This window comes from Roseovarius sp. MMSF_3281, from assembly GCF_030733685.1.
Classification (GTDB): Bacteria; Pseudomonadota; Alphaproteobacteria; order Rhodobacterales; family Rhodobacteraceae; genus Roseovarius.
In genome coordinates this window covers 18,590-41,193 of the sequence record NZ_JASHIM010000019.1, presented here as the reverse complement: position 1 = coordinate 41,193, position 22,604 = coordinate 18,590, and the positions used below count along the sequence as shown (strand labels likewise).

The following is a 22,604-nucleotide window of genomic DNA, read 5'->3' as shown; positions in this document are numbered from 1 at the left end:
GATGAGTCAAAGCCGATTCGCCGTCAATTTCTTTTTTGAATCAGTCACTTACAGATTTATCTTGATACAAGATATTGTGTACCGGTTTGAAAGAACGTCTATGGTGTGGGGTCACACCAAGATTTTGAAGGGCCTCTTTGTGGGTTTTTGACGGGTATCCCGCGTTGCTGTCCCATCCATAGCCGGGAAACTGTTGCGCCAAATCCCACATGATGCGATCGCGCCTTATTTTGGCCACGATTGAGGCCGCCGAAATCGACAGGGAAACCGCGTCGCCCTTGATGATCGCGCGCGCCGGAAGGGGCAGGTCACGCGGGATCATATTGCCATCGATCAGCGCCATGTCCGGCGGGGTGGACAGCCCGGCAATCGCCCGCTCCATCGCCAGATGCGAGGCACGCAGGATATTCAGTGCATCAATCTCTTCGACAGTGGCATGTGCCACCGACACCTCGGCACATTCCATCAGCGCGTCATGCAGCGCCGCGCGCCGCTTGGCGCTCAGCTTCTTGGAATCGTGCAGCCCTTCAGGGATGTTGCCGGGGTTCAAAATAACCGCCGCCGCGGTTACCGGCCCGGCCAAGGGGCCGCGCCCCACCTCGTCAACACCTGCCACGCGGGCGTAGCCCCGTGTGATGGCCTCTTGCTCATGCGAAAAATCCGGTCCTGTCATGGGATGCTAAAACCACGCCCCGCCGGAGAATGCAAAAGGGAAGGGCGCGGGGCCCTTCCCTTTTCCTGCTCGATGACAAGGGGCCGGGTTACCGGCGATGGGCCACGCTATAGCCATGCTTTTGCAAGCAGCGTCCGCGATAGATCGTGCGAGGTGCCCCGTTCCGGGCGCGAACGCGGGTTTGGCAAGCGCGCGGCAGGCTGTTGGTAAAGCCGTAATTGCGCGTCAGGCAGTGCCGCCCAAAGCCGCGAAGGTTCTGGCCATTGCCCCTGCGTGCCGTGACCCGGCAACTGCCGGGCAGCAGTTTACGCTGCACCCGGTTGGGCAGGGGGCGTGCATGCTTGTTGCCACGGTGGCGGTTGTTCCATTGCCGCCCCGGCCCGCGATGGCGGTCATTACGGATATGGCCGCGGTTGCGGGTAACGTGACGGTCGTCATCCTTGGATTTGGCAATGGCCGCGCCCAGGATGGCAATCGCGGCGACACCGGCGATCACCTTGGCCGCGTCCTCGGCGTCGGCGCGGGCGGGCGCGGCGCTCAGGCCGGTCACGGCCATCGAGGCGGCCAGGATGAGTGTGATGAACTTGCGATGCATGGGTCTTGTCCTTTCGTCAGGTTGATCGGGGGCCCGGCCTGCATGGCCAAAGCCGATACCGAAACCTGCGCCTGCCCCCGCCAGACAGGCAATAACGCCCCCTTGTTATCGGATAGCAGGCCGGATTCGTCCCGGTTGCGCCGCATGGATATTGAATAGCCTCGCCATTCGGCGCAGTTTGGGCGCATGACAAAGACATTTCTCCCCCTCGCGCTCGCTGGCGCGCTCCTGGCCGCGCCCTCCTTGGCGCAGGCCGCTTGCACCGCTGAATACAAGGCCAAGCGCGATAATCCGCTGGAACTGCACTACGATGTGGCACAGATCAACGGCCCCTGTACGATACAGAACGCACGCGCACAGTTGGCCAATCAACTGTCCCGCCGGGGGCTGATCCTTCTCAAGGTGCTTTCGGTGTCCAAGCAATAGGCCAAGGGGAAACAATTTGTCCGAGTCCCAAGCTTCCGCCTCCGAGGCGCTCCGCTCCGGCACCCGCGTCGTCACCTTCGGGGTGGCCGCCGTTGTGCTGATCCTCGCCCTCGCCGCCGTTTTCCTGTTCCTGACGCTGCCCGACGCCAATGCCTTCAACGCCCGCGTCGAACGCATCTTCGTGGAAAACGATGCGCTTACCACGGATGCCGAGATCAAGCTTTTGGAAATCCTCGCGCTTTCGGGCACGGCCTTTTCCGAAACCCTCAGCAGCTACCGCATGGTGATCTTCGTTTTGCTGGTGTTCGCAACGGCGCTTCTCGTGGCCGCACTCGTGTTCCTGCTGATGCTCGTGGCCCTCAACCGCCGCATGGCGCAAATCGAACGCGCGGGCATTCAGGTCAGCTCCCTCCTGATCAGCCGCGAGGAAAATGCCGTCTACCTCAACAACCACGGCTTCAAATTGACTGACGCGGCCATGGAAACCCTCTCGATTCTCGCCGAGGCCCGGCTGGACGACGACGTGCTTACCGGCGCCCAGATCGAGGCGATGATCTCGGGCCGCGCGACCGAGGACTGCGAAGAAGCCGCCGGCGCCACCCGCATCAAACGCCTGCGCGATACGCTTGGCAACCAACTGGTTAGCGAACTACTGGTCAAGAATATCGCCCGCCGGGGATATATGCTGGCCATCGACAAGGATGTGATCCGGGTGATCTAAACGGCAGGGGCCACCCCCCCTCCCTCTTCGTCGCGTCCCGCGCCTGTGACCGGAAGGGGCGCGCGGCTGCGCCGCGCGACGGCAAAGAGGGCCGGACACTCTGGCGACCCCGGCAGGATTCGAACCTGCAACCTGCCCCTTAGGAGGGGGCTGCTCTATCCGGTTGAGCCACGGGGCCGCACATCACCCTCCATATCGGCCCCGTTCCGATTTGTCATGACCCCAATTCAACCGCGAAGCCCTTCGCGCCTGATTTTGATGTGCTTGATCCCCGCGACCCGTTTGCGATAACAACTACCAAAGGCCCTTCAGGACAGTCTATCGTGAGTAACCCCGAAAACCGCCCCCTGACCCTGCGCGATGTCTCCGAGGCATCGGGGGTTTCTGAAATGACCGTCAGCCGCGTCTTGCGCAATCGTGGCGATGTCTCGGATGCCACCCGCAAGCGCGTACTGGAAGCGGCCAAGCAACTGGGCTATGTCCCCAACAAGATCGCCGGCGCCTTGGCCAGTCAACGGGTCAACCTCGTGGCCGTGATCATCCCGTCGATGTCCAACATGGTCTTCCCCGAAGTGATGACCGGGATCAGCCAGATCCTAGAATCGACCGATCTGCAACCTGTCGTGGGCCTTACCGATTACCTGCCCGAGAAAGAAGAGAAAGTCCTCTACGAAATGCTTTCGTGGCGCCCCTCGGGCGTGATCATCGCGGGGCTTGAACATTCCGATGCGTCGCGGGCCATGCTGCGCGCCTCGGGCATCCCGGTGGTTGAGATCATGGATACCGATGGCACGCCCATCGACTCGGTTGTCGGCATTTCGCACCGCCGCGCCGGTCAACAAATGGCCGAGGCGATCCTCAAGGGCGGTTACGAGCGCATCGGCTTCCTGGGTACCAAGATGCCGCTCGACCACCGGGCGCGTAAACGCTTCGAAGGTTTTACACAGGCGCTTGCCAAGGGGGGCGTCGAAATCGCGGATCAGGAATTTTATTCCGGCGGCTCGGCCCTTGTGAAGGGCCGCGAGATGACACAGGCCATGCTGGAGCGTACCCCCGATCTGGATTTCCTCTATTACTCGAACGACATGATCGGCGCGGGCGGCTTGATGTACCTTTGGGAAAAGGGCGTCGATATCCCGAACGAGATCGGGCTGGCCGGGTTCAACGGTTTGAACCTTCTCAAGGGCCTGCCGCGCGAACTGGCCTCGATGGATGCCTGCCGGCTTGAGATCGGACGCCGCGCCGCCGAGATCATCGCCAAACGGGTGGAGGAAGATTCCGACGATCCACAGTCCACCCGCCTCGCGCTTGAGCCGACGATTACCTACGGCGATACCCTGCGCAGGCCATAGGGCGCCGTTTTGGCGACACGCGAATGACGGGTTTGAATCTTTGTAGGATATTGCAGGGGCAAGCCGCGCATTGACGGGCTGCGGTGCGGCGACCCGACCTCTAGGCGTAGCACTTTATCTCAACCACTGGCGCGTGACCTCCAATCGCAGCGCATACATCAACTCAATCGCCGTGCCGTGGGGGCGGCCCGGCGATGCGCGGCGGCCTGCGGCCTTGATTCCGCGCGGAGGCAAAAGCCCGCTGGTGACCAACGCCACAGACATCACCCCGCAAAAACCCCCTTCACCCAGTCGCGCACCGTGGCCACCTCGGCGCGGGGCGGGGCGCGGCCATCGCGTTCCACAAGGTAATGCGCCAAGCGTACCGGAACCTCCGGCCCGGCACAGCGAACGGGCCGCCCGGCCTCCACCGCCGCCCTTACATAGCGCGCCAGAACCACCGCCACGCCTTGGCCCGCCGCGATCATCTCCAGGGCCGCGGCGCTTGTGTCCACGCTGATGCCAAATCGGTCGGGCACCGCCACGCCCTGCGCCTCGCCATAACGGGCCCAGTTATCCTCCTGCCCCAGGATATGCAGCGGGGTTTGCTCGGACACCGGCGCATCTTCACCCGCCGGGCAAACCGGCACGATCGCCTCGGTCGAGAGTTTCTCGGCCCGGACCCCGGGCCAATCGCCATGCCCGCTGCGAATGTCGATATCCACGTCCTCATCCTCCAGCGAATCCGCCCAGATGGTCGAGACCAGCCGCAATTCGAGGCCCGGATGTGCCGCGTGAAATTCCGGCAGCTTCGGCGCCAGCCACAATACGGCGGTCGATACCGGCACCCGCAATGTCACCGCCCGGACCATCTCCGGCCCGAACAGGCCCAGCGTCGACAGGCTCAGGTCATCCAGGGCCCGCCGCACATGCGGCAAGTATGCCTTGCCCATCTCGCTCAGTTGCAGGTTTCGCGGCTGACGCAGGAACAGCGCACAGCCCAGCTTTGCCTCAAGCGATTTGATGTGCAGGCTGACAGCGGCTTGCGTCAGGCCCAGTTCCTCGCCAGCGGCGGTAAAGTTCCGCAGGCGCGCGGCGGCCTCGAAGGTGCGCAGCCAAGTCAGGTTGGGAAGGGATGTGCTCATGGATAAATATTTTATGGCCTTTCGGTTGATTTAAATCGTTTTTCTTTTGCGCGACAATCCGAAAAACTCGGGCGCAATGACAGATCATCAATAGGGCAACGCCATGAAAGTCGGATTTATCGGGTTGGGAAATGTGGGCGGCAAACTCTCGGGTAGCCTGCTGCGCAACGGGGTGGACCTGACGGTCTATGACCTCAATGCCGATCTCATGGCGGTGCTGACCGACCGGGGCGCACAGGCGGGTGAAAATCCGGCTCAACTCATGCAGGCCTGCGATACCGTCATCACCTGCCTGCCGTCGCCCGCCGCCTCGGACGCGGTGATGCAGCAAATGCTGCCGCATGTCGGCCCCGGCAAGATCTGGATGGAAATGTCCACCACAGACGAGGCCGAGGTCAAACGCCTTGGCCAAGCGGTGATCCGTGCAGGCGGCGCTGCGGTGGATTGCCCGGTCTCGGGCGGGTGTCACCGCGCCGAGACCGGCAATATCGCGATCTTCGCGGGCTGCGACCGGGCGACTTTTGAAACCATCCTGCCGCTGCTTACCAAGATGGGCCGCCGCGTGTTGCACACTGGCGAGATCGGCAGCGCCTCGATCCTCAAGGTCATCACCAACTACCTTGCCACCGCCAATCTGGTTAGCTGCTGCGAGGCGCTGGTAACGGCCAAGGGCGCGGGCATGGACCTTGCCACCGCCTACGAGGCGATCAAGATCAGCTCGGGCACCTCCTTCGTGCATGAAACCGAAAGTCAGGTGATCCTCAACGGCTCGCGCGATATCTCCTTCACCATGGACCTTGTGAAGAAAGATATTGGCCTGTTTCAGGCCGTGGCCGACCGCGCCGGTATCCCGCTTGAGTTGAACCCCATGTTGATGCAAATCTTGGATGACGGCATCGCGCGCTATGGCGAGCGTGAGCTTTCGCCAAACATCATCCGCCGGCTTGAGGATGCCACGGGCCTTGATATCCGCGCCCCCGGCTTCCCGGCGGAAATGAGTGACGATGAACCCGAAGAACCGGGATACGAGGTTGTCCCGACGCGCGGCCAAAGCTGATCGGAAAGGGGGCAGGGATGCTCGAAACGCTTGGGATGCACTATGTTGGCGGGCGATGGATCACGCCGCTGTCTGACGCCACCATGCCCGTCACCAACCCGGCAAGCGAGGCGCAGATCGGCACGCTCGCCATGGGCGACGCCCGCGACGTGGACCGCGCGGCAAAGGCCGCCGCCGAAGCCTTTGAAAGCTACGCCCAAACCTCGCGCGATGACCGTATCGCGCTGCTTGAAACCCTGCTGCAAATCAGCCGCGACAGGCTTGAGGATCTGGCCAAGGCCATCAGCACCGAGATGGGCGCGCCCATCACCATGTCGCGCGAGGCACAGGCCGACGCCGCCGTCGGCCACCTCGAAGGTTTCCTTGAGGCGCTGAAATCCCAAACCCTGCGCGAAACGCTCTCCAACGGCGACATTCTGCTGCGCGAACCCATCGGGGTTTGCGGCCTGATCACGCCCTGGAACTGGCCCATCAACCAGATCGCGCTCAAGGTTTTGCCCGCGCTTGCCACCGGCTGCACCTGCATCCTCAAGCCGTCTGAATACACGCCGCTTTCGGCCAATCTCTACGCCCAGATGATCCACGATGCGGGCACGCCGCCGGGGGTTTTCAACCTTGTCCATGGCGATGGCCCAATCGTCGGTGCTGCCCTCTCGCGCCACCCCGATATCCAGATGATGTCCTTCACCGGTTCCACCCGCGCAGGTCAGGCCGTGACCCGCGACGCGGTGGACACCGTAAAGCGCGTCACGCTGGAACTGGGCGGCAAATCCCCCAACCTTGTCTTTGCCGATTGCGATCTGGAAACCCAAGTCCGCGATAGCGTGCTGGAATGCATGTACAACACCGGCCAAAGCTGTGACGCGCCCACCCGCCTTCTGGTCGAAAGGGCCTGCTATGACCGTGCGCTGGACATCGCCAAGCACACCGCCGAATCTCTCGCCCTTGGTGACCCGGCGCAAGAGGGCGACCATATCGGCCCGCTCTACGATGAAATTCAACTCACCCGCGTCCGCGCCCTGATCCAAAAAGGCATCGACGAAGGCGCGCGCCTTCTTACCGGTGGCCCCGACCGGCCCGCAGACTTCCAAAAAGGCTGGTACCTGCGCCCCACGGTCTTCGCCGATGTCTCCAACGACATGACCATCGCGCAACAGGAAATCTTCGGCCCGGTCCTCGTGATCATCCCGTTCGAGGACGAAGATCACGCCATCCAGATTGCCAACGATACCCCCTATGGCCTTGCCGCCTACCTGCAAACCGGCGACCCTGAGCGCGCCGAACGTGTTGCCGCCCGCCTGCGCGCGGGGGCGGTGCATATCAACGGCGGGGCCTTCAACTATGGCTCGCCCTTCGGCGGCTACAAGCAATCCGGCAACGGGCGCGAAGGCGGGCTTTTGGGCCTTGAAGACTACCAAGAGGTCAAGACCCTGCATTTCGGATAATAGCCCCGGATTGACGGCATTTTAACCATCTTGCCCGGATAGGATTGACCACATGCGCCCCCGTGGCGGATTATACGCGGGGCTTTGCGATCTGGTGCGAAAATGCTGCTTGTGGGTTTGATGGGGATGCTGACCGTCGGTGCGACGGCGTTTTACGGCTTTGACGCGCTTCTTTCCGAGGGCGAGGATGAAGGCGCTAACGCGGCCCCGCAACCCGGTGACGGGGCTGATACCGGGAATTCCGAATATATGGATATTCCCGCCGTGGAAGACGACAGCGGTGGTACCATCGCCACGGGCACGGCGACGGACGACAACCTGCAAGGCACCCAGGCTCCCGATCAGATGAACGGTTACGCCGGGGACGATCAGATTGATGGCCTTGCGGGCCGCGACGACCTGCATGGCGAAAGGGGGCACGATACGCTTGCCGGTTCGGAAGGGCAGGATACGCTGCACGGCGGCGACGGAAACGACCACCTGTCAGGTGGAATGGATGCCGATACCCTTTATGGCGGCAATGATGATGACAGCCTCGAAGGGGACTATGGCGACGACAGCCTTGTTGGCAGCGATGGCAATGACACCTTGACCGGTGGCGCCGGGGCCGATGCCCTGCACGGCGATCAGGGCGACGACAACCTTGCAGGCGGCACAGGCCAGGACACGCTTTTTGGCGGGCTTGGAAATGACACCCTCAACGGGGCTGACGATACAGACACCGATTATCTTAATGGCGGGTCAGGGGATGACCAGATCACCGCCGGCACTGGCGATATCGCAAGCACCGGCAACGGTGCGGATACCGTTTCGCTCGATGCCCGCCTGATCAGCGATCACCAACCCCTGATCACCGATTTCTCGGCCGAGGAAGACAGCCTTGCCGTGATCTACGACGATCTGGCCGATCCCGACCCCGAGGTGACCATCGAAGACGACCCCGATCAGGATGGTCGTTTATCCCTGCTGCTCAACGGCAATGTCGTGGCCTCGCTCGACAATGCGCCTGACCTTATGCTTTCGCATATCACCCTGATTCCGCAAAGCAGCCTTTAGGGCGGCGCGGGCGCGGCGCATAATATTCCACACACCGCCTTGGCCTTTCTCCAAACTCGCTTTAGACCTTGGGCATGACATTCCGTCGTGCCTTTGGCCCCAAATGATGCAAAACTCTGCGATAGAACGCTTTGCGGCGATCTTGTTGCTTGCCCTGACGGCCATCTTCGCGGCCAAGGAATGGGGCGTGGCGATGCCGCCGCTTGCCATCGAGCTGACTGCACTTACGGTCATTGTCCTGTTCGGTCTGCGCGTGGGCCTTGCCCGGCAGGCTTTTATCTTTACCGGTATGGCGCTTTGCCTCTGGCTGGCGCTGGCCGGTCAGGACTGGATGGAATACACCCGCCAAGGCCTCGACAAGGCCGCCTTCATCGCGGCCTTCTTCACCGCGCTTTCCACCCTGCGCCATACCGCCGAACGCTCACCCTCGCTTGGCAAGCTTGGCGCTTTCCTTGCTGCACAGCCTCCCGGACGCCGCTATGCCGCCTTGACCATGGGGGGGCATGCCTTTGCCTTGGTGATCAATTACGGCTCCATCACCCTGCTCGGCAGCCTCGCGTCCCATGCCGCCAGCAACGATTCCGACCCCGTCATTCGCGGCCACCGCACGCGCCGTATGCTTCTGGCCATCCAGCGCGGCTTTGTCTCCTCGCTCACATGGTCGCCGCTGGCGTTTTCCCTGGCGATCACCATCGCCATCATTCCGGGCGCTTCATGGTCCGGGGCCGTGGCCCCCGGATTGGTCTCTGCGGCGATCATCGCCCTGACAGGCTGGGCCATGGATACAGCTTTCAAGCCCAAGCTGGCCGTGCGCCCCCCGCGCCAGACGCCTGAAGGGTCATGGACCCTCCTGTTTCCGCTGCTTGCCCTGCTTGCGGTTCTCGCCATCACCATCGGCAGCCTTTACGCGGTCACCAACCTGCGCATCGTTGGCATCGTCATGGTGGTCGTCCCCGTGGTTTCGGTTCTCTGGGCGCTTGTGCAATTTCTTGGCCCCACCCAGAAAACGCCGTTAGGCCAGCGATTGAAATTCTATATCACCGAAGAATTGTCCGGTTTCCGGGGGGAGATCGTTCTTTTGATGATGGCGGGCTTCATCGGGACAACAGGCGCCCCGCTGTTGAAGCCCATCATCCTGTCGCTTGGCCTTGATCTGGCCGCAGTGCCCCCGGCGATCATCCTTGCTGCACTGGTCTGGCTGGTGCCTCTGCTGGGGCAGATCGGCATGAATCCGATCCTCGCGGTCACCCTGATCGCCCCGTTGATCCCAAGTGCCAGCGCGCTGGGCATCAGCCCCAATGCACTTGTCGCCGCCATCGTCGCGGGCTGGTCGATGAGCGGGGCAACATCCCCCTTCACGGCCACAACCCTGCTGATCGGGGCCTTCGGTAATGTCAGTGCAACGCGCGTGGGCCTTGGCTGGAACGGCGGGTTCTTCCTCGTTACGGCCAGTTTGCTCACCATCTGGGTGCTGACCTATGCCTTGGTGCTCGGGTGACGGGTGCGCCCGTGCCCGAGCATATGAAAGACCCAAGACCGGGCCGCAAAGTGCCTCAGCGTGCCCTGATGCGGCGTGTTCTGCGCCGTCTTGGGCGCATGCGGGCGCGATTGGCCGGAACCTGCTCTCGCCAGAACACATAAAGGCCGGAACTCAGGATGATCCCGATCCCCAGCCAGGTCAGGCCGTCAGGCAATTCCGCGAACATCAAGTAGCCCATGGCGGTGGCCCCAATGATCTCAAGATACTGGAACGGGGCCAGCATACCCGCTTCGGCTTGGCGGAAGGCTTCGGCAATCAGGATGAAGCTTGCGGCGGCAAGGCCCCCCGACGCCAGGATTGCCCCCCATGCCCAGCCGGGCAGGCTGGCAAAAGAGGGCTCAAACTGCCCCGCCGCGCCGAGGCCGAGGGAAACCACAGCCATCCCGAGGCACGCATAGAACGTCGCGCCGCACTGGACGGTCAGGCTCGACCGGGCTCCGCTGGCCTTGCGCAGCACGATCATGTTGAGCGCATAACACAGGGCGGCCAGCAGGGGCAGGAACGCCGCCGGACCAAACCCGCCTCCGGGCCGGATGATGATCAACACCCCAAGCAACCCGACCAGAACGGCGATCATGCGGCGCGGTCCAACCCGCTCTCCCAGCAAGGGGCCGACAAGTGCCGTCAGGATCAGCGGCTCGGCAAAGAAAATCGCGATGGCCGTGGCGATTGGCATGACCGAGAAAGCCCAGACCAGACTGGTCAGGGTCACCATGACCAATCCGCCGGACAAGGCGACGATCGGCGAGAACATCGGCCCGCACAGCCGGTGCCGCATCACAAGCGCGATCGGGGCAAGGCACAGGCCCTGGGCCAGCAAGCGCGCTGTGGTCACCTCGACGGCGGACATATGCCCCGTCAGAATCTTGGCCAATGTGTCCCCCAGGGGCAAAAGCAGCATTGCAACCGCCATGCAGATCATCCCGGTTACCGAGCTGTTCCCGAAGAACGCGGGGCGGCGGGTTTCGGTCAGAACAAAAGTCATGGTCACCACTCCAAAAGCAGTCGACCCGAATGGATTTCGGGTGAGTGACGTCCGGGCGTTCAGGACAGGATTTCAGGTTCAGGATAGATGCGTATTGGAAAAGCGACGCCATCGCATGACAGGCCAATAGGGGCTTGAAAGGCCAATGGTCAAGGGGTTGTTTCACGATTTGAAGCGATCCTTCGACCGGGCGCATGCCGGGGAATGTCAGACCAATGAGGAAAATCGCCAGGGTCGCAGCACGGTGTCCTTCTGTGGCCTACAAGAAATTGAAGATTACGGCGAGGCGCCACCGAGATGTAGGCGCTATGTTTTCACGGCGTTTGTTCTAAGCTTAACGGTCGGGCGCGATTGGTCCATATCTGGTTGTTGATGAAAGCCTCCGGTCACAACCATTGGGCCCGAGGACGGCCGTTTTGCGCGCGCCTGATGGGGGCCGCCTTTCACGCGCATTCCCTCTTTCCTTTTTTCAAGAAATCTCCTATATGCCCCCATCGCTTGGGAAAAACCCTTGCGACATCTCCATAGGACCCTGCTGGACGACATCCCGGCTTGTGCCCTCAACCCTTAATCTCAAAGGAGACCCCGATGTCGATCACAGTCGAAGAAAAAGCACGCCTGATGAAGGAATATGCAACCAAGGACGGCGACACCGGGTCGCCCGAAGTTCAGGTTGCGATTCTCACCTCGCGTATCTCCACGCTGACCGAGCACTTCAAGACCCATAAGAAAGACAACCACGGCCGCCGTGGTCTTCTGAAAATGGTCGCACAGCGCCGGAAGCTGCTGGACTACCTCAGGGGCAAAGATGAAGGCCGTTACAAGGACCTCATCAAACGCCTCGGCATCCGCCGCTAACAGGTTTCGATCCACCGGATCAACGAAGCGCTCGCTCGGTCCCCGAGCGGGCGTTTTTTCGTTTTGTACGTTTTGTACGAAACTCGCGTACAAAACGTACAACCTTTTGAGCGCGTGTTCGCGGGCTCAAAATCGCTCGAACCCCGGCGCTTTGCAGGCACGCCGCGGGGCGCGGCGGCTGTTGTTTGCCGGGCCGTAGTCCCGATTCGCGCCGCATGCACTGATCTATCCTTCCAAAACACCCCAAACTCCTGTAAGGCGCACCCATCTGAGACGTGACGCTCTGACCCCGGCGCATGAAATGATGAAGGGGTCGGCGGCAATGGGGCCGCCATTGAAACGGAAGACTTGGGATACGCCCAAGAGCGCTTCCAACTAGGATACGACGATGTTCAACGAAGTAAAAAAATCTATGCAGTGGGGGGAAGATACCCTCACTCTGGAAACGGGCAAGGTTGCCCGTCAGGCGGATGGCTCGGTCATCGCCACCCTTGGAGAAACCAGCGTCATGGCCAACGTGACCTTCGCCAAGGAACCCAAGCCCGGTCAGGATTTCTTCCCCCTCACCGTGCACTACCAAGAGAAATACTATGCCGCGGGTAAAGTGCCCGGCGGCTTCTTCAAACGTGAGGCCCGCCCCACCGAGAAGGAAACCCTCACCGCGCGCCTGATCGACCGTCCGATCCGCCCGCTCTTCGTGCCCGGCTTCAAGAACGAAGTTCTTGTTATGTGCACAGTACTTAGCCACGATCTGGTCAACGATCCCGACATGGTCGCGATGATCGCGGCCTCGGCGGCGCTGACCATTTCCGGTGCCCCCTTCATGGGTCCGATTGCCGGTTGCCGCGTGGGCTACGAGGATGGCGAATACATCCTGAACCCCGATGTCGAAGACATGCACGACCTGCGCAACAACCCCGATCAACGCCTTGATCTGGTGGTTGCCGGCACCAAAGACGCCGTGATGATGGTCGAATCCGAGGCCTACGAGCTGACCGAGGACGAGATGCTGGGTGCCGTGACCTTCGCGCACGAGCAAATCCAGCCCGTGATCGACCTGATCATCGGCCTTGCCGAAGAGGCGGCCAAGGAACCCTTCGATTTCACCCCGCCGGATTATTCCGAGCTTTACGAGGCGGTCAAAGGCCTGGGCGAAGACAAGATGCGCAGCGCCTATGCGATTCTGGATAAGCAGGAACGCCAAGCTGCTGTCGGCGCCGCCAAGGAGGCCGTTCTCGAAGGTTTGACCGAGGAACAGCAAGAAGACCCGAACCTCGGCTCGGCTCTGAAGAAACTCGAAGCCGCCGTTCTGCGCGGTGACGTGGTGAAATCGGGCAAGCGGATCGACGGCCGCTCGCTCGATGAGGTCCGCCCGATTGTGTCCGAAACCGGCATCCTGCCGCGGACCCATGGTTCGGCCCTCTTCACCCGTGGCGAGACCCAAGGCCTTGTGGTCACCACCCTCGGCACCGGCGACGACGAACAGATCATCGACGCCCTGCATGGGAACTTCCGCTCGAACTTCCTGCTGCACTACAACTTCCCGCCCTATTCGGTCGGTGAAGCGGGTCGCGTTGGCCCTCCGGGTCGTCGTGAAATCGGTCACGGCAAACTGGCATGGCGTGCCCTTCAGGCCGTTCTGCCTGCCGCAACCGACTTCCCCTACACCATCCGCGTTGTCTCGGAGATCACCGAATCGAACGGCTCTTCCTCCATGGCCTCGGTCTGTGGTGGGTCGCTGTCGATGATGGACGCAGGCGTGCCGCTCAAGTCGGCCGTGGCCGGTGTGGCCATGGGCTTGGTTCTGGAAGACGACGGCGACTATGCGGTCCTGACCGACATCCTTGGCGACGAAGACCACCTTGGCGACATGGACTTCAAGGTGGCCGGGACCGAAGCCGGGATCACCTCGTTGCAGATGGATATCAAGGTTGCAGGCATCACGCCCGAGATCATGAAGAAGGCTCTCGCCCAAGCGAAAGAAGGCCGCCTTCATATCCTTGGCGAAATGTCCAAGGCCTTGACCGAAGCAGGCGATTTCAGCGTTCACGCACCCCGCATCGAAACCATGACCGTTCCGCAGGATAAGATCCGCGAAGTCATCGGTTCGGGCGGCAAGGTCATTCGCGAAATCGTGGAAACCTCGGGTGCCAAGGTTGATATCAACGACGAGGGCATCATCAAGATCGCCAGCCCGAACAACGAGTCCATCCAGAAGGCCTATGACATGATCCACTCGATCGTGGCAGAGCCCGAGGAAGGCGCGATTTACAAGGGCAAGGTCGTCAAGATCGTCGATTTCGGGGCCTTCGTGAACTTCTTTGGCAAGCGCGACGGTCTGGTTCACGTCAGCCAGATTGAAAACCGCCGCCTGAACCATCCCTCGGATGTGCTAAAGGAAGGTCAGGAAGTCTGGGTCAAACTGCTGGGCTTCGATGATCGCGGCAAGGTGCGCCTGTCGATGAAGGTTGTCGATCAGGAAACCGGCGAAGAAGCCAAGAAAGAAGAGAAAGCCGACGACTGATCATCGGTTTCCTCAATGTTTCGAAAAGGCCCTGGCAATCGCCGGGGCCTTTTTTTGGACTTGTCTGCGCTGTGTATTCTTGGGGGTAAACCGACCGCTTTATTCCCCGTGATGGCGGGTGAGAAAACTGCGATAAGGTTGCACAAGGGTAATCAGTAGCACCGAGTGCAGACGTAACGAGTTGTATTAGTTTTGGTGTGCAGCTTGTGTGCAATACGGCGAGCCGTCACTCACGATTGATCGCCGCGGGGTCTTGGCAGGGATGCCAAGACCCCATTTGCATTTTGGCCCTGTGTGCCACGTCAAAGTGGCAAGGCCGTTGTCTTGAACACCGTCCGCAAGGCAAAGCTGGATTGCATCTTGGCGACACTTGGCAGCCGTGTCAGGTATTGCCGGTGGATGCGGGCGAAATCCTCGGTATTTTCGGCGACGACTTTCAGGATGTAATCGGCGGCGCCTGCTGTCAGGTGGCATTCCAAAACGTCGGGAATGCGTGCCACGGCCTTTTCAAAGGCTTCCAGCACCTCGTCGGCTTGGGTTGAAAGCGTAATCTCCACAAAGATCGTCGCGGGCATGCCCAGCTTTCGGGCATCCAAAAGCGCAACGTAGTCGCGGATGTATCCTTCGGCTTCGAGGCGCTGCACCCGTCGATGGCAGGCACTGGCCGAAAGGTTCACGGCTTCGGCCAGATCAGCGTTCGAAATCCGGCCCTTGCGTTGCAGGACTTTCAAAAGCCGCCGATCCATCGCGTCCAAAGCCATTCAGGCAAGACCTTTCGTCGTATCCGAAATTTTTCGAAGACTATTCAAAAAAACAGGAATATACGAGGGAAAATTCAATCCATTTGCGCGCCTCCTGCGACATTCTATGACAATCGAATGCGAGGAGGATACGCAATGCATATCGGATGCCCAACCGAGATCAAGCCACAAGAGTTCCGCGTCGGCATGACGCCCAATGCCGCGCAAGAGGCAGTTTCGCACGGTCACGAAGTGATCATTCAGTCCGGGGCTGGCATGGGGGCCGGTTTTGACGACGCCGCCTATGAGGCAGCGGGCGCCAAGATCATCGACACCGCCGAGGAAATCTTTGCCACGGCGGACATGATCGTGAAGGTCAAAGAACCCCAGGCGGTCGAGCGCAAGATGCTGCGCGAGGGACAGCTTCTTTTTACCTATCTGCACCTTGCCCCTGATCCCGCCCAAACCCATGATTTGCTTGAATCCGGTTGTACCGCGATTGCCTATGAAACCGTGACCGACGACCGGGGGGGCCTTCCCCTGCTGGCGCCGATGTCCGAGGTTGCAGGCCGTCTGGCGCCGCAGGTGGGGGCCTATACCCTGCAAAAGGCCAACGGTGGCCGCGGTGTCCTGATGGGCGGTGTGCCGGGTGTTGGCCCGGCCAAGGTTCTGGTGATTGGCGGTGGTGTTGTCGGCACCCACTCCGCGCGTATCGCGGCGGGCATGGGCGCGGATGTGACCGTGCTTGACCGCTCTCTGCCGCGCTTGCGGTACCTGGATGATGTCTTCGGCGATACCTTCAACACTGGGTATTCTTCGGCTGGTTTGCTGGCTGAGCATCTGGAAGAGGCCGACATGGTCATCGGCGCGGTGCTTATCCCCGGGGCCGAAGCGCCCAAGCTGGTGCGCCGCGATCAGTTCCCCAGCATGAAACCGGGTGCGGTTCTGGTGGATGTGGCAATTGACCAAGGTGGGTGTTTCGAAACCTCCAAGGCCACCACCCACGCCGATCCGATCTACGAGGTGGACGGCATCATGCACTACTGCGTGGCCAACATGCCGGGGGCCGTTGCGCGCACTTCGACCATTGCGCTTGGCAATGCCACCATGCCCTTCATGCTGGCCTTGGCGGACAAGGGGTGGAAACAGGCCTGTGCCGACGATCCGCACCTGTTGAACGGGTTGAACGTTCACGCCGGGCAACTGACCTACTACGCCGTTGGCAAGGCCCTTGGGATTGACGTGATCTCGCCGCAGATGCTGGTCAAAACATAAGGTGATTGACCGGGCCCCAAAGCGGGGCCCGGTCACTTTTGGCTGGTTTCAAGTGCAGATAGCAACAGGCCAACCACCTCGTCGCTGTGTGAATAGGCAAGCGCATGGCCCGCCCCTTCAATCACTTCATGCTCGGCCTTGCGGTTCCACTCGGCCAGCTTGCCCATTCCCGAAATCGGGATCACCTCGTCCTCACGTCCCCAGATCGCCAGAACGGGCAGGTCGCTTTCGGCAATTGCGCGATGCTCGTCTTCTGAATCACGGTCCAGTATGCCGCGCATAGAGGCAAGGACCGCCCCCCGAAATCCGCGATACCGAAGTTCATTTTGTTGCCGGTTCACGATATCCGGCACGCTAGATGGCAAATCGCGCTCGGTCTCGGTTCCCTGCCGGAAGGACCGGCCGTACATTGCCATGAAAAGCCACCGACCAAAGCCGCCATAGTTCACCACCAAGCGCGCCACCGGGCCAAGATCATGCCCCATCCCCGCCGGGGCCAGCAGGATCAGATTCTTCACTCGTTCGGGGTGTTGCGCCGCATAGCAGGCCCCGATTGAGCCGCCCATGGAATAGCAGACAAGGCTGAACCGATCGGTAACGCCAAGATGTTCCAGCAGTTCCTCAAGCTGCGCGGTGAAAAACTCTGCCTCCTGCGCGCTGCGTGGCCGGTCGGAAAACCCTCGCCCATAAAGGTCATAGGTCAGCACCCTGTAACCCGCCTTGGCCAGCCGGGGCGCGATTCCTTCCCAGACAAAGGAAGGCGTCGTCAGGCCATGCACGCATACCACCAATGGCCCGCCTTCGGGACCGAACCATTGATAGTGCGTCGCACCGCGCGACAGATTGGCAAACTCACCGGGCGCCGATTGCCGGGCCTTTGGCCCCATGCGTGGGCGCGCCAACTCGGTCACGGTGGGGGCCAGAACGATCGCCGCCAACCCGGCAAGAAACCACTCGATCATTGTGCCTTCTGCCACGCATCAAGGATATAGCGGCTGGTCATGAGGTCCAGATGCGCACCGCCGCCATTCTTGAACAGGGTGATGTCGTCATCGCTTTGCCGGGTGAAACCCTCGGGTTCGTAATGGTCGGCAATCAGGTCTTCGCGGGTGATCGTGCCTGCCTCCAGCGGGATCTTGATTTCGCCGATATGGCCCACGGTGGTGTCGTAGCTGTCCACGAAAATTCGTGCTCTCTTCATGCCCTCGTCATCCACCTCGCGCATATCCGGGCGATAGGCCCCGATCACGTCGATATGCTGTCCGGGCTGGAACCATTCGCCCTTCAACACCGGTTCGGTCGACATGGTGGCGGAGGTGACGATGTCGGCATCGCGCACAGCGCGTTCCAAATCATCCGCCACCCGCAGGCCCGGGCAATCTTCGCACATGGCTTCGGCATTGGCGCGGGTGCGGTTCCAGACCCGGAAACGCGCCTTGGGGAAGGCCGCCTGATAGGCCTCGAACAGCGAACGCCCAACCGTGCCGGCCCCCACGATCAGGATATTCTCACTGTCCGGGCGGGCCAGTTTGCGCGCGGCAAACAGGCTATCGCCGGCGGTCTTCCACTTGGTCACAAGGTGAAAATCCAAAAGCGCGGCAAGGGTGCCGTCCTTGTCGGAATAAAGGTTCACCGCGCCGTTGATCATCGGATCGCCCTTGCCGGGGTTTTCCGGGAAGATCGTGGCGGTTTTCACGGCCATCCCCATCCCGTCAATCCAAGCAGCACGTGACAGCAACGTGTCGGGATCACGATAAAGGAAGGTATCGCCGATCTCGGCCTTCGGCAGCTTATGACCGGCCTCAAAGGCGTCACAAAGGCCGATCCAATCAAGATGCTTCTGGCCTTCGTCGAATGGAATGATCGTGATGTTCATTGCGCTTCGTCCTTTGTCAGCAATCCCTGTTTGACCAGACAATGCGCCCATCCTTCGGGGCCGTCAAACAGATGGGTTTGCCAGCCGCGCGCCCGCGCAGCCACGATATTGTCGTGCCGGTCGTCGGTAAACAAAAGCGTTTCAGGGGCAAGGCCGCAGTCGTCCTCAAGCGCGGCATAGATCGCGGCATCGGGTTTGATCATGCCCATTCGCCCGGAAATGTAGTGCCGGTCAAACTCGTCCAGGAACGGATATTTCGCCACGCTGACGGGGAAGTTCTCGGCCCCGAAATTCGACAGGGCAAAGACAGGGATGCCCTTGGCCCGCAATTGCCGAAGCAAATGCACACTTAGCGGAATGGCGGGGCTCGCCACATCGGCCCAGTTGTCGCGGATCATTATGATCGCATCGTACCAATGGTCATGGGCGTTGGCGGTTTCCTCAACCACCTGCTCAAAAGGATGGCCCGCGTCGATCCGGTTCATCATGCCGTGGATATCCACCTCTGCAAACATCGCGCGGGTATGATCCGCGCCCATGTGATGGGTGAAATAGCGCTCTGGCTGCCATTCGATCAGGACATTGCCGATATCGAAGATCACCGCGTTGATGGGCATCACTACCTCCGTCGCGGGGCCTTGCCCGCCAATGTTTCGTCCTTCACCGACTCGCGCCAAAGCAGGTAGAGCCCCGATCCGATGATCAAGGCAATACCGATCCATGCCGTGGGCGCAGGCCATGTGCCGAAGACGGTGACACCCCACATGATGGCCATGGGCATGGCCACATATTCAAACGGTGCGGCAAAGGCTGCCTCGGACAGGCGATAGGCCTGAGATATGAAAAAGCCTCCCATGACGCCGCTGAGGCCCAGCATGAAGAGAATGAGCCAGTCTTCGGCCATGACTGGCCCCCACGCCCGCAGCAGGAATGACAGCGAGGGATGCGTTTCGGTGGCAAAGGCCCCATGCCCGAGTGTCAGGCCAAATCCCGCACTGGCGATGATAAAGGTCACCTGGATGTAAAAGGCCATCGTGGCCGCGCTTTCCGTGCCGCCGATTTTACGCGCGACGATGTGGATCACCGCGTAAAGCATGGCCGCCAGCATCGGCAGAAGCGAGGCGACCTGAAACGCCGAGGTGCCCGGTTTCACGATCACGAGGACACCGATGAACCCGACGGCGATTGCCACCCACCGGCGCGCGCCCACGGCTTCGCCCAGAAACACCACCGAGAACACGGTAATGACCAAGGGCGAGATGAAGAACACCGCAACCGCATCCGCAATCGGCATCGCGGCAAGCCCCAGAAAGAGGCACATATTCGCAAAGACGACACAGACGCCGCGTAGCAAATGCATCTTCAGGCGCCGGGTGCGCATGACCTTGAAACCGCCGCTTAGCGGCATGATCACCGTAAGAAGCACGAGCGCGCCAATGGACGAGCGAATGAAAATCACCTGATGCAGGGCATATGTATCCGACAGGAACTTGATGCCCACATCGTTGAGCGAAAAACACATGACTGCCATAAGCGCGAAAAGCGCACCGGTCAGGTTTGATTGCTGGACGGTTGCGGGGGTCATGGCAGGCCTCTGGGTTTAGCCAGAGGCGGCGCGTACGGCCCTCTCCAGCCCATCCAGAAAACGGGAGCGATCCGCCTTTGTAAACCCCTTGCCGCCGCCTTGCCGAAACGGGTCGGCGGCGCGCAGGTCAGCCATCAGGTCACGGGTGGCCAGCACTTGCCCGATGTTTCGTTCGGTCAGCATCTCACCGTTGTGCTTGATCACCTGTGCGCCCGCCTCCACGCATTTCGCGGCAAGCGGTATATCCCCGGTAATCACCACATCCCCCGGCCCGGCGCGGTCGGCGATCCATTGGTCGGCCACATCGGCTCCTTCCGGCACGATAACCGTTTCAATCAGTGGGTTCTGCGAGGGGCGCAAACCACCGTTCGACACGATGAACATGCGCAGGCCATGGCGCGTACCGACCTTTTCCACCTCGGCTTTTACCGGGCAGGCATCGGCATCGACGTAGATCGCGCTCACTTCTTGGCCTTCTTCGGCTTATCCTCACGCTTGACCTTGTATTCTTCGGGGATCGGCATGCGGTTGAAGGCATCCAGGCCCGCGATCTTGTAGGCCTCGGCCAGCGTGGGATAGTTGAAGGTATTCTGAACGAAGTAATCCACCGTGCCTTTCAGGTTCAAAACCGCCTGCGCGATATGGATCAATTCCGTCGCGCCTTCGCCGACGATCTGAACACCCAGAACCCGCCGCGTCTTGAGCGAGAAAAGCATTTTCAACATACCGTGTTCCAGGCCCATGATATGCCCGCGGCTGGTTTCGCGGAAACGTGCGATGCCCACTTCATAAGGGATGCCGCGTTCCTGCATTTCTTCCTCGGACATCCCACAGGTGGAAATTTCGGGCACCGAATAGATGCCATAGGGGAACCAGGGGCTTTCGGACAAGGTGGGCGTATCAAGCGCGTGACAGGCCGCAACGCGCCCTTGCTGAAGCGAGGTGGAGGCAAGCGAGGGGTGGCCGATCACATCGCCCGTAGCATAGATATGCGGCACATTGGTTTGATAAGTCTTGCGGTCCACCTCAAGCCGCCCGCGGTGGTCGGTTTCAAGGCCCGCGGCATCCACGTTCAGCTTGTCGGTGGCCCCCATGCGCCCGGCGGCGAAAAGCAACATCTCGGAACGCACATGGCGCCCGTTGGCCAGGGACACCTCCACATGGGTGGCGCCATCCTCGACCTTTTCGATGGCAGAGCCAAGCCGCAGGTCCACGCCGTTTTCGCGGATTTGATGGGTGAATTCCTCGATCAGCCGACGGTCGATGAAATCCAGGAAACTGTCACGCGGTTCGATCAACGTCACCCGCACATCAAGCGCCGAGAACATCGTGGCATATTCCACCCCGATCACGCCGGCACCCACCACGATCAGGCTGCGCGGGATTTGCGCAAGTTCCAGAAACTCATCGCTATCCACGATGGTTGTGCCGTTGAAAGGGATATTATCGGGCCGATAGGTTTTCGTGCCGGTGGCAATCAGGAACTTGTCGCCCGAGACCTTGGTCACCTCGCCCGCTTCGGTGGCGACTTCGATTTCGGTTGGGCTGACGAACCGGGCCAAGCCATTGAGGGTGTCAACATGATTGCGGTTGAACTGATGTTCCAGCACATCCACCTCGTAATCCAAGGTCATGTGCAAACGCGATTTCAGGTCGCCGGCGTCGATATCATCCTTCACGCGATAGGAACGTCCGTAAAAACTCCGTTCGCGCCAGCCCGAAAGGTTCAGGACGGTTTCGCGCAAGGTTTTTGACGGGATCGTGCCGGTATGCACCGAAACCCCGCCCAAGCGGTCCTTGCGATCAATCACCAGCACGCGGCGCTTGAGCTTGCCCGCTTGGATCGCCGCCGACCGGCCCGATGGGCCGGAGCCGATGATGATCAGGTCATAATGCGACATCGGTTACCCCGCATAAAGCGCTTCGGCGTGGAAGCTGATGTGATCTTCCATGAAGCTTGAAACAAAGAAATAGCTGTGGTCATAGCCCGGTTGCATCCGCAGTGTGGCCTGCTGCCGTTTCTCGGCGCAGGCGGCGGCAAAGGCCTCGGGGCGCAGCAGGTCAATGAATTGATCCTGCGTGCCGGTATCCACCAGAACCGGGCCGTCAAAGCCACGTTCGCGCATCAGGATGCTGGCGTCATGTGCCGCCCATTGGCTTTCGTTGTCGCCAAGATAGGCGGCGAATTGTTTGCGGCCCCAATCGCTTTGGGTGGGGTTCGAGATCGGCGAGAAAGCCGAAACACTGGTGAAACGCCCGGGCAGGGACATCGCCAAGGTCAGTGCACCATGCCCGCCCATGGAATGGCCGGTGATCGCCTGGCGGGTTTCGTCAATCGCGAAATTCGCGGTCAGGACGCGGGGCAGTTCATCGGCGATATAGTCCCACATCCGAAAGTTCGGCTTCCAAGGGTCCTGGGTGGCATTGACGTAAAACCCGGCCCCTTGACCAAGGTCAAAGGCTTCATCATTGGCCACGCCTTCGCCGCGTGGTGACGTATCGGGAAAGCACAGGGCGATCCCCTGTTCGGCAGCCCAACCCTGGGCACCCGCCTTGGTCATTGCGTTCTCGTGCGTGCAGGTCAGGCCTGACAGATACCACAGCACTGGCACCGGCCCGTCCTTTGCCTCGGCGGGCAGGAAAAGCCCGAAGGTCATGTCGCAGGAGCAAGCCTCGGATTTATGGGTGTAGACCCCCTGAACCCCTCCGAAACAGGCGTTTTCCGATACGGTTTCCATGGTGCAATCCCTTTCGCGATGAATGTTTGGCCCG

22 protein-coding genes and 1 tRNA gene are annotated in these 22,604 nt (G+C 60.8%); 10 read left to right on the top strand and 13 right to left on the bottom strand.

Features of this window, described 5'->3' with window-relative positions:
- Window positions 1–40 precede the first annotated feature (40 nt).
- Together RBB32_RS16350 and RBB32_RS16345 are read right to left on the bottom strand one after the other, a co-directional pair.
- Entirely contained in the window at window positions 41–673 is a 633-nt protein-coding gene (locus RBB32_RS16350; RefSeq protein WP_306154284.1) for a ribonuclease HII, read from the bottom strand.
- 88 nt (window positions 674–761) lie between these two features.
- Window positions 762–1,268 carry a hypothetical protein gene (locus RBB32_RS16345; RefSeq protein ID WP_306154283.1) on the bottom strand — a complete coding sequence of 169 codons (507 nt, stop codon included), beginning with the start codon at window positions 1,266–1,268 and terminating at the stop codon, window positions 762–764.
- Window positions 1,269–1,454: 186 nt separating this feature from the next.
- On the opposite strand from RBB32_RS16345, the gene RBB32_RS16340 reads away from it, so the two are divergent.
- Complete coding sequence (locus tag RBB32_RS16340; RefSeq protein ID WP_306154282.1) at window positions 1,455–1,694, top strand: hypothetical protein; 240 nt, start codon at window positions 1,455–1,457, stop codon at window positions 1,692–1,694.
- A gap of 16 nt (window positions 1,695–1,710) precedes the next feature.
- The gene (locus tag RBB32_RS16335; protein WP_306154281.1) at window positions 1,711–2,415 is read left to right on the top strand and encodes a hypothetical protein; all 705 of its coding nucleotides are present in this window, start codon (window positions 1,711–1,713) and stop codon (window positions 2,413–2,415) included.
- A gap of 101 nt (window positions 2,416–2,516) precedes the next feature.
- Here RBB32_RS16335 and RBB32_RS16330 read toward each other — a convergent pair.
- Window positions 2,517–2,593 (bottom strand) — tRNA-Arg (locus RBB32_RS16330).
- 145 nt (window positions 2,594–2,738) lie between these two features.
- Between RBB32_RS16330 and RBB32_RS16325 the strand changes: the two genes are divergently transcribed.
- Entirely contained in the window at window positions 2,739–3,767 is a 1,029-nt protein-coding gene (locus RBB32_RS16325) for a LacI family DNA-binding transcriptional regulator (RefSeq protein WP_306154280.1), read from the top strand.
- Window positions 3,768–4,030: 263 nt separating this feature from the next.
- On the opposite strand, the gene RBB32_RS16320 is transcribed toward RBB32_RS16325, so the two are convergent.
- Complete coding sequence (locus RBB32_RS16320) at window positions 4,031–4,891, bottom strand: LysR substrate-binding domain-containing protein (RefSeq protein ID WP_306154279.1); 861 nt, start codon at window positions 4,889–4,891, stop codon at window positions 4,031–4,033.
- Between the two features lie 103 nt (window positions 4,892–4,994).
- Here RBB32_RS16320 and RBB32_RS16315 point away from each other — a divergent pair, with 103 nt between their 5' ends.
- From RBB32_RS16315 to RBB32_RS16300, 4 genes are all read left to right on the top strand, one after another.
- A complete protein-coding gene (locus RBB32_RS16315; protein ID WP_306154278.1) occupies window positions 4,995–5,948 on the top strand; it encodes an NAD(P)-dependent oxidoreductase in 954 nt (317 codons plus the stop codon).
- 17 nt (window positions 5,949–5,965) lie between these two features.
- A complete protein-coding gene (locus RBB32_RS16310; protein ID WP_306154277.1) occupies window positions 5,966–7,393 on the top strand; it encodes an aldehyde dehydrogenase family protein in 1,428 nt (475 codons plus the stop codon).
- A gap of 102 nt (window positions 7,394–7,495) precedes the next feature.
- Complete coding sequence (locus RBB32_RS16305) at window positions 7,496–8,449, top strand: calcium-binding protein (protein WP_306154276.1); 954 nt, start codon at window positions 7,496–7,498, stop codon at window positions 8,447–8,449.
- 103 nt (window positions 8,450–8,552) lie between these two features.
- Entirely contained in the window at window positions 8,553–9,947 is a 1,395-nt protein-coding gene (locus RBB32_RS16300) for a hypothetical protein (RefSeq protein ID WP_306154275.1), read from the top strand.
- A 55-nt stretch (window positions 9,948–10,002) separates the two neighbouring features.
- On the opposite strand, the gene RBB32_RS16295 is transcribed toward RBB32_RS16300, so the two are convergent.
- On the bottom strand, window positions 10,003–10,974 hold the full coding sequence (locus RBB32_RS16295) for a DMT family transporter (RefSeq protein WP_306154274.1): 972 nt from the start codon (window positions 10,972–10,974) through the stop codon (window positions 10,003–10,005).
- A gap of 588 nt (window positions 10,975–11,562) precedes the next feature.
- Between RBB32_RS16295 and rpsO the strand changes: the two genes are divergently transcribed.
- Window positions 11,563–11,832, top strand: coding sequence for a 30S ribosomal protein S15 (gene rpsO / locus RBB32_RS16290; protein ID WP_306154273.1), 270 nt, complete (start codon window positions 11,563–11,565; stop codon window positions 11,830–11,832).
- Between the two features lie 388 nt (window positions 11,833–12,220).
- Entirely contained in the window at window positions 12,221–14,356 is a 2,136-nt protein-coding gene (gene pnp, locus RBB32_RS16285) for a polyribonucleotide nucleotidyltransferase (protein ID WP_306154272.1), read from the top strand.
- A gap of 302 nt (window positions 14,357–14,658) precedes the next feature.
- Here pnp and RBB32_RS16280 read toward each other — a convergent pair whose 3' ends face one another.
- Window positions 14,659–15,117, bottom strand: coding sequence for an Lrp/AsnC family transcriptional regulator (locus tag RBB32_RS16280; protein ID WP_306154271.1), 459 nt, complete (start codon window positions 15,115–15,117; stop codon window positions 14,659–14,661).
- A 135-nt stretch (window positions 15,118–15,252) separates the two neighbouring features.
- On the opposite strand from RBB32_RS16280, the gene ald reads away from it, so the two are divergent.
- The gene (gene ald / locus RBB32_RS16275; protein WP_306154270.1) at window positions 15,253–16,371 is read left to right on the top strand and encodes an alanine dehydrogenase; all 1,119 of its coding nucleotides are present in this window, start codon (window positions 15,253–15,255) and stop codon (window positions 16,369–16,371) included.
- Between the two features lie 32 nt (window positions 16,372–16,403).
- Here ald and RBB32_RS16270 read toward each other — a convergent pair whose 3' ends face one another.
- Genes RBB32_RS16270 through fghA form a run of 7 tightly spaced genes read right to left on the bottom strand, consistent with a single transcriptional unit; the run spans window position 16,404 to window position 22,570 of the window.
- Window positions 16,404–17,333, bottom strand: coding sequence for an alpha/beta fold hydrolase (locus tag RBB32_RS16270; RefSeq protein ID WP_306154269.1), 930 nt, complete (start codon window positions 17,331–17,333; stop codon window positions 16,404–16,406).
- Complete coding sequence (locus RBB32_RS16265) at window positions 17,330–18,247, bottom strand: ornithine cyclodeaminase family protein (RefSeq protein ID WP_306154268.1); 918 nt, start codon at window positions 18,245–18,247, stop codon at window positions 17,330–17,332. Before RBB32_RS16265 ends, RBB32_RS16270 begins: the two co-directional genes overlap by 4 nt.
- Window positions 18,244–18,864 carry an HAD family phosphatase gene (locus RBB32_RS16260; RefSeq protein WP_306154267.1) on the bottom strand — a complete coding sequence of 207 codons (621 nt, stop codon included), beginning with the start codon at window positions 18,862–18,864 and terminating at the stop codon, window positions 18,244–18,246. The genes RBB32_RS16265 and RBB32_RS16260 overlap by 4 nt, the downstream gene beginning before the upstream one ends.
- Window positions 18,865–18,866: 2 nt before the next feature.
- Window positions 18,867–19,832 (bottom strand): DMT family transporter, encoded by a 966-nt coding sequence (locus RBB32_RS16255; RefSeq protein WP_306154266.1) that lies wholly within the window; start codon window positions 19,830–19,832, stop codon window positions 18,867–18,869.
- Between the two features lie 15 nt (window positions 19,833–19,847).
- Window positions 19,848–20,297, bottom strand: a complete 450-nt coding sequence (locus tag RBB32_RS16250; RefSeq protein ID WP_306154265.1) for a YaiI/YqxD family protein — start codon at window positions 20,295–20,297, stop codon at window positions 19,848–19,850.
- Window positions 20,294–21,733 (bottom strand): Si-specific NAD(P)(+) transhydrogenase, encoded by a 1,440-nt coding sequence (gene sthA / locus RBB32_RS16245; RefSeq protein ID WP_306154264.1) that lies wholly within the window; start codon window positions 21,731–21,733, stop codon window positions 20,294–20,296. Before sthA ends, RBB32_RS16250 begins: the two co-directional genes overlap by 4 nt.
- 3 nt (window positions 21,734–21,736) lie before the next feature.
- On the bottom strand, window positions 21,737–22,570 hold the full coding sequence (gene fghA, locus RBB32_RS16240; RefSeq protein WP_306154263.1) for an S-formylglutathione hydrolase: 834 nt from the start codon (window positions 22,568–22,570) through the stop codon (window positions 21,737–21,739).
- Window positions 22,571–22,604: the final 34 nt, after the last annotated feature.